Annotated in this window: 3 protein-coding genes; all 3 read left to right on the top strand. The window is 36.6% G+C overall.

Features of this window, described 5'->3' with window-relative positions; translation table 11 throughout:
* On the top strand, positions 1-570 hold a 570-nt coding region (locus tag MVY38_RS06100), incomplete at its 5' end, for an FAD-dependent oxidoreductase (RefSeq protein WP_297484372.1).
* An 11-nt stretch (positions 571-581) separates the two neighbouring features.
* Entirely contained in the window at positions 582-2831 is a 2250-nt protein-coding gene (locus MVY38_RS06095; protein ID WP_297484370.1) for an NADH-quinone oxidoreductase subunit G, read from the top strand.
* Positions 2831-3209, top strand: a 379-nt coding sequence (locus MVY38_RS06090; RefSeq protein WP_297484369.1) for a 2Fe-2S iron-sulfur cluster-binding protein, incomplete at its 3' end; no start/stop codon positions are given. The genes MVY38_RS06095 and MVY38_RS06090, both read left to right, overlap by 1 nt.

Below are 3209 nucleotides of genomic sequence, written 5' to 3'. Positions count from 1 at the left end.
CTTTTAATTGATAAGTTTGAGCTTGTTCCTGATCCAAATGGTGGTCGTGCGCAACTTGTAAAAATTGAGGGTGAATCTTATACTATAGAAGCAGATTATCTTATTCCTGCAGTTTCTCAAAGTGCTGATTTAGGTTTCTTACCTGAGGAGTGGGATATTGAGATGACTTCATGGGCGACTATTAAGACAAATGGAAAAGATTATATGACTTCTCGTAAGGGAATTTTTGCTTCTGGAGATTGTGAATATGGTCCGATGACTATTGTAAACGCAGTCGGTCAAGCAAAACGAGGGGCTTCTGTCATTAGCCGTTTTGTACAGAGTGGCGAGATTACTTTGAGTGACGATGAAATAATGGAAGACCATCTTGCAAAATTGAAAGTTTATGATAAGAAAGAGAAAGTGAGTGGTTGGCTCCCAGGTCTTCCTCGTGAACACTCATCAGTTTTAGATGCTGAGTATCGTAAACATAATAATGCAGAGGTAAACTTAGGCTTTACACAAGATGAAGCACTAAGTGAAGCTGAACGCTGTATGCGTTGTTATTACATCGCTATGGTACAGGCGTAAGGAGGTCATGAATGAGTAAAATAATTAATTTTAAAATTGATGGCAAAGAGGTAACTGCACAAAAGGGTGAAACTATCTTGCAAGCAGCAAGAAAAAATGACATCTATATTCCTACTATGTGCTATATTTCAAAAACATCTCCATGTGCGTCGTGTCGTATCTGTTCTGTTGAAGTGAAGGGTGTTGATGGTTTTATATTAAGCTGTAATACACCTCCTACTGAGGGTATAGAAGTAAAAACAAACTCACAAGAGCTTGAACTTGAACGAACAAACATTATGAAGCTTTATGATGTAAATCACCCTTTAGAGTGTGGTGTGTGTGATAAATCCGGTGAATGTGATTTGCAAAATATGACTTTAGAATTTGGTGTAGCAAAACAGGATTTTTCTGCAAAAGACCAGTTGAAAAAAGTGCAAGATTGGGGGCTGATTAACTATGACCCCGCACTCTGTATTATGTGTGAGAAGTGTGTGCATGTTTGTAATGAAGTGATAGGAGATGATGCCATTGATGTAAAATTTGGTGGGTACTCTTCTGTTATCATTCCAAAAAATGCACAGACACTTGACTGTACTTTTTGTGGAGAGTGTATCGCAGTTTGTCCTGTTGGCGCACTTGTAAGTTCTGACTTTAAATACTCTGCAAATGCATGGGAACTTTCTCGTATTCCTTCTACTTGTGCACACTGCTCAGCTGGGTGTTCTTTAGAGTATGAAGTAAAACATGGAAGTGATAGAACGCAAAATGTAAATGCTATTTATAGAGTGAAAAACAATTATGAATATACAACACTTTGTGGTGCTGGTAGATTTGGATTTGATTTTCAAAATAGCGCTACAAAAGATGAAGCTGCGTTTAACAAGGCAGTAGAAGCGCTAAAAAGTGCAAATGCCATCCGTTTTTCTTCAATGATTACAAATGAAGAGGCACATATTTTACAACTTCTAAAAGAGAAATTAGGTCTGAAACTTTTCAATGAAGATGCAAGACTCTATGGTGAGTTCATGAGTGCATATAGCTCTATAAGTGGAAAACTGCACCATAGTGGTTCTTTAGATGCTATTAAACAAGCAGATGCAGCCATCGTTTTTGGTACAAGAATAGCGACTGATAATCCAATGGTACGCTATGCACTAAGAACTGCATCGCAACATAATGGTGCAAAAATTGTCTATGCTCATCCTATGGAAGATGCTTTGATGAAAAACACGGCAACGCAACTTATGAAATACGAAGCAGGTTCAGAAGAGGGTGTTATAGCACTGCTTGCAAATGAACTACTACAAAATGTAGATATAGATGAGTCAAGTAGAGCATTTTTAGATGATTTAGATTTAGGGTATTTAGAAGCCGAGAGTAATGTTGGTGATGATGAACTAAAATCTATGACAAAAGCATTTTCAAGAAGTTCTAAGCGTGTTCTTGTGGTAGGAAGTGATCTGTTTGCTCACAAGAGAGCAACAAATATTGCAAAAATTGTAGCACTGATTGAAAAATATACAGATTTTTCTTTAGTAGTTGTGCCAAATGAAGTAAATACAGCTGGTGTTTCACTTCTTTGTGACCTTGATTGTGATGAAGAGAGTGTAAATGTTGTGGGCTATAATGCAAAAGGTAATTTTGTACTCTCATCTCTTGAAGAGGCTGATTTAGCAATGCCTGCACTCAATCAGATAGAGGGAAGCGTAGTAAATGTAGATAATCAAGTTCTACCACTTAATGTTGCTTTAGCTTTTGATGGGTATAATTTAAATGATTTAGCTAATGCCTTAGGTCTGCATAAAGAGAATACGATTGAATATACAAAAGAGTTAGCAACTGCAAAAGGTTTTAAAGCGATTGAATTTGATGCACTTGAAAACTTCTATACTGTTTACGGTGAAGATGTAAGAGGGTATATTTTAGATGAGGTTGCTTGTGTGAGTGATGGTAAAATAGAAGAAGTAGCAGAGCTACCAGAGTTTAATGGTACAGTTATTTATCACTGTAACCCTGTTTTACAATTTAATCAATTTACAAATAAAACAAAACAGTTAGAAAAAGATACTGCTTTAAGAGGTTCTGCACAGTTTGCCGCAGCGGCTCGAATATCTGACGGTGATGAAGTAGAGATTCATTTTGCTTCAAAAACTATAAAGCGTATCTTCAAACAAGATGATGAATTAAAAGGAACTATAGCACTAAATCCTAGCTTTGATATGGCAGAAGATTGTAGTAAATATAGATTTGAAAAATCCAAAATAGTGAGAGTAGTATAATGAGTAAGATTACTATAAATATTGATGGAAAAGAGGTTCAAACGCAAGAGGGTGAGTTTTTATTAAACGCAGCCCGTGCGAACGATATTTTTATTCCTGCAATATGTTACCTGACGAGATGTAGTCCAACTTTGGCTTGTCGTATATGTTTAGTGGAAGCAGATGGCAAGCAGGTATATGCTTGTAATGCTAAGGCCAAAGATGGTATGAGTATAACAACATCTACTGAGACAATAGAGAAAGAACGCCGCGCAATTATGGAAGTTTATGATGTAAATCATCCTCTTCAGTGTGGTGTTTGTGATCAATCTGGAGAGTGTGAATTACAAAATTATACGCTTCTTATGGGTGTTGATTCTCAAAGCTATGCAATTAAAG

Source organism: Sulfurimonas sp. (assembly GCF_027056685.1).
Classification (GTDB): domain Bacteria; phylum Campylobacterota; class Campylobacteria; order Campylobacterales; family Sulfurimonadaceae; genus Sulfurimonas.
This window is presented reverse-complemented; position numbering and strand designations above follow the sequence as displayed.